The organism is Ramlibacter sp., assembly GCF_035706265.1.
Lineage (GTDB): Bacteria > Pseudomonadota > Gammaproteobacteria > Burkholderiales > Burkholderiaceae_C > Ramlibacter.
Genome location: NZ_DASSVG010000498.1, coordinates 1 through 3,896, shown reverse-complemented (window position 1 = coordinate 3,896; position 3,896 = coordinate 1). Strand labels below are relative to the sequence as shown.

3 protein-coding genes are annotated in these 3,896 nt (G+C 67.5%); all 3 read left to right on the top strand.

Annotated elements, in window-relative coordinates:
* Positions 1-1,401: 1-deoxy-D-xylulose-5-phosphate synthase (gene dxs, locus VFM98_RS17795; protein WP_325111239.1), on the top strand; the 1,401-nt coding region annotated here is incomplete at its 5' end.
* Between the two features lie 175 nt (positions 1,402-1,576).
* Positions 1,577-2,668, top strand: coding sequence for a TRAP transporter substrate-binding protein DctP (locus VFM98_RS17790; RefSeq protein ID WP_325111238.1), 1,092 nt, complete (start codon positions 1,577-1,579; stop codon positions 2,666-2,668).
* A gap of 216 nt (positions 2,669-2,884) precedes the next feature.
* Positions 2,885-3,896, top strand: a 1,012-nt coding sequence (locus tag VFM98_RS17785; protein ID WP_325111237.1) for a TRAP transporter substrate-binding protein DctP, incomplete at its 3' end; no start/stop codon positions are given.

Here is a 3,896-nt window from a genome sequence, read left to right as displayed (position 1 = left end):
GTGGCCGATACCGACCTGCTGGTGATCCTGAACGACAACGACATGTCGATCAGCCCGCCGGTGGGCGCGCTGAACCGCCACTTCGCCCAGCTCATGAGCGGCCGCTTCTACGCCGCCGCCAAGGAGGTGGGCAAGAAGGTGCTGCACGTGGCGCCGCCGCTGTTCGAGCTGGCCAAGCGCTTCGAGGAGCACGCCAAGGGCATGGTGGTGCCGGCCACGCTGTTCGAGAAGTTCGGCTTCAACTACGTCGGCCCGATCGACGGCCACGACCTCGATTCGCTGATCCCGACGCTGGAGAACATCAAGCAGCTCAAGGGCCCGCAGTTCCTCCACATCGTCACGAAGAAGGGGCAGGGCTACAAGCTGGCCGAGGCCGATCCGGTGGCCTACCACGGGCCCGGCAAGTTCGATCCGGTCGTCGGCCTGGTCAAGCCCGCCACGCCGCCCAAGCCCACCTTCACGCAGGTGTTCGGCCAGTGGCTGTGCGACATGGCAGCGCAGGACCATCGGCTGGTGGGCATCACGCCCGCGATGCGCGAAGGCTCCGGGATGGTGGAGTTCCACCAGCGCTTTCCCGAGCGCTATTTCGACGTCGGCATCGCGGAGCAGCACGCGGTCACGTTCGCGGCGGGCCTGGCCTGCGAGGGCCTGAAGCCGGTGGTGGCGATCTACTCCACCTTCCTGCAGCGCGCCTACGACCAGCTGATCCACGACGTGGCGCTGCAGAACCTGCCGGTGGTGTTCGCCCTCGACCGCGCCGGCCTGGTGGGCGCCGACGGCCCCACCCACGCGGGCGCCTACGACATCGCCTACCTGCGCTGCATCCCCAACGTGAGCCTGGCCTGCCCGGCCGACGAGAACGAGACGCGCAAGCTGCTCACCACGGCCTACCAGCAGGAGCATCCGGTGGCGGTGCGCTATCCGCGCGGCGCCGGCGTCGGCGCGGCGGTGGAGCCGGGCCTGCAGCCGCTGCCTTTCGGCAAGGGCGAGCTGCGGCGCCAGGGCCAGCGCGTGGCCGTGCTGGCGTTCGGCACGCTGCTGTATCCGGCGCTGCAGGCTGCGGAGCGGCTGGACCTCACGGTGGCCAACATGCGCTGGGTGAAGCCGCTGGATACCGAGCTGCTGCTGCAGCTGGCCGCCAGCCACGACGCGCTGGTGACGGTGGAAGAGGGCGCCATCATGGGCGGCGCGGGCAGCGCCGTGATGGAGGCGTTGCAGGCCGCCGGCATCATCAAGCCCGTGCTGCAACTGGGCCTGCGCGACGAATACGCGCCGCATGGCGATCCGGCACGGCTGCTGGCCTTGCAGGGTCTGGACGCGGCGGGCATCGAGGCGTCGATCCGCCAGCGCTTCGGCGGGCTGATCGAACGCCCGGCGCCGGCGCTGAAGGTCGTTTCGTAACCTGCGCGCGAGGCGGCGCGCCAGCCGCCTGCCGGCACTCCTTCGACCCCGCAAGGGAAAATCCGGGGCTGACAGAAACCTGTCATTTCCGAGAATGGGCGTCCCTGTGAACCGCTACCAAAGGTAACTCGGTGGCGGAAAACTCACTCAGATTCATTCCATTCCAGGAGACACCATGGATCGTCGATCGCTCATCAAGAATGCAGGCATCGCCGGCGTGCTGGCGTCCGGCATCGCGCCGGCCGTGCATGCGCAGGCGGCCATCCGCTGGCGTCTCGCATCGAGCTTCCCGAAGTCGCTCGACACGCTGTACGGCGGCGCGGAAGTGTTCGCCGATCGGGTGAAGGCCATGTCGGGCGGCAAGTTCGACATCTCCACCCACGCCGCGGGCGAACTGATGCCGGCTTTCGGGGTGGTCGACGGCGTGCAGCAGGGCACGGTGGAATGCGCGCACACCGCGCCCTACTACTTCTTCGGCAAGAGCGAGGTGTTCGCCCTCGGCTGCGCCATCCCCTTCGGCCTCAACAGCCGCCAGATGACGGCCTGGATGCACGAGGGCAACGGCCTGAAGCTGATGCGCGAGTTCTACGGCAAGTACAACATCGTCAACTTCCCGGCCGGCAACACCGGCGCCCAGATGGGCGGCTGGTACCGCAAGGAGATCAAGTCGGTCGCCGACATCAAGGGCCTGAAGTTCCGCGTCGGCGGCTTCGCCGGCCGCGTGGTGGAGCGCATGGGCGGCGTGCCGCAGAACATCCCCGGCGGCGAGATCTACCAGGCGCTGGAGAAGGGCACCATCGACGCCGCCGAGTGGGTGGGGCCGTACGACGACCTGAAGCTCGGCTTCCACAAGGTCGCGCAGTACTACTACTACCCCGGCTGGTGGGAAGTGGGCCCCGAGCTGGACGTGTTCATCAACAAGAAGGCCTACGAGGGGCTCTCTTCCGAGTACAAGGCCATCGTGCAGGCCGCGGCCGCCGAGGCGCACCACCACGTGCAGGCGCGCTACGACGCGCGCAATCCCGATGCCCTGAAGCAGCTGGTGGCGCAGGGCAGCAAGCTGCGCGCCTTCCCGGCCGACGTGATGAACTCCGCCTTCAAGGAAGCGATGGCGCTGTACAACGAGATCGGCACCAAGAACGAGGACTGGAAGAAGATCTACGCGGACTACTCCAAGTTCCGCCAGGAAGAGAACCTCTGGTTCCAGTTCACCGAGGCGTCACTCGACAACTTCCTGCAGGCGCAGGTCAAGGCCAAGAAACTGTAGCCCACCCCCGAAGCGGCCTCCCGGCCGCCTCCCCCTCAAGGGGGCGCCACCAGCGGCCCGGCAAAGCCGGTTCCGCGGTGGCACTGGAAGGGCCCGTCGAGGGCCCATTTCGTTGCGGGAAATCCCTAGGTTGACGCGCCAGCCCGCTGAAAGCTTGCGGGCGCCCGGCGGAACCATGATCGGCGGCACATTCCAACACTCGGAGACCCGCACTTCATGGACCGTCGTTCCGTCCTCAAGCACGCCGGCATCGCCGGCGTCCTCGCTTCCGCCGTTGCCCCCGCCGTCCACGCCCAGACCGCGCTGCGCTGGCGCATCGCCTCCAGCTTCCCGAAATCGCTCGACACGATCTACGGCGGCGCCGAGGTGTTCGCCCAGAAGGTGCGCCAGCTCTCGGGCGGCAAGTTCGAGATCTCGGTGCATGCCGCCGGCGAACTGATGCCCGCCTTCAACGTGGTCGACGGCGTGCAGCAGGGCACCGTCGAAGCCGCGCACACCGCGCCCTACTACTTCTTCGGCAAGGACGAGACCTTCGCCATTGGCGGCGCCATCCCCTTCGGCCTGAACAGCCGGCAGATGAGCGCGTGGAGCTTCGAGGGCAACGGCCTGAAGCTGATGCGCGAGTTCTACGCCAAGTACAACATGATCAGCTTCCCGTGCGGCAACACGGGCGCCCAGATGGGCGGCTGGTACCGCAAGGAGATCAAGTCGGCCGCCGACATCAAGGGCCTGAAGTTCCGCGTCGGCGGCTTCGCCGGCCGCGTGGTGGAGCGCATGGGCGGGGTGCCGCAGAACATCCCCGGCGGCGAGATCTACCAGGCGCTGGAGAAGGGCACCATCGACGCGGCCGAGTGGATCGGCCCGTACGACGACCTGAAGCTCGGCTTCCACAAGGTCGCGCCCTACTACTACTACCCGGGCTGGTGGGAAGGCGGCCTGCAGCTGGACCTGTACGTGAACCAGAAGGCCTACGACGCACTGTCGCCGGAGAACAAGGCCATCGTCGAATCCGCGAGCGCCTTCGCGCACGTGGAGACGCAGGCCAAGTACGACGCGCGCAATCCCGGCGCGCTCAAGCAGCTCGTGGCCCAGGGCGCGAAGCTGCGCCCGTTCCCCGCCGACCTGATGGCCGAGGCTTTCAAGCAGTCGAACGCGCTGTACGAGGAGCTGAGCACGAAGAACGAGAACTGGCGCAAGGTGTACCAGGACTTCGTGAAATTCCGCTCGG

Excerpts from the sequence above, each read along its gene's own strand:
- VFM98_RS17790 (WP_325111238.1), top strand. The coding sequence starts at position 1,577 with ATGGATCGTCGATCGCTCATCAAGAATGCAGGCATCGCCGGCGTGCTG.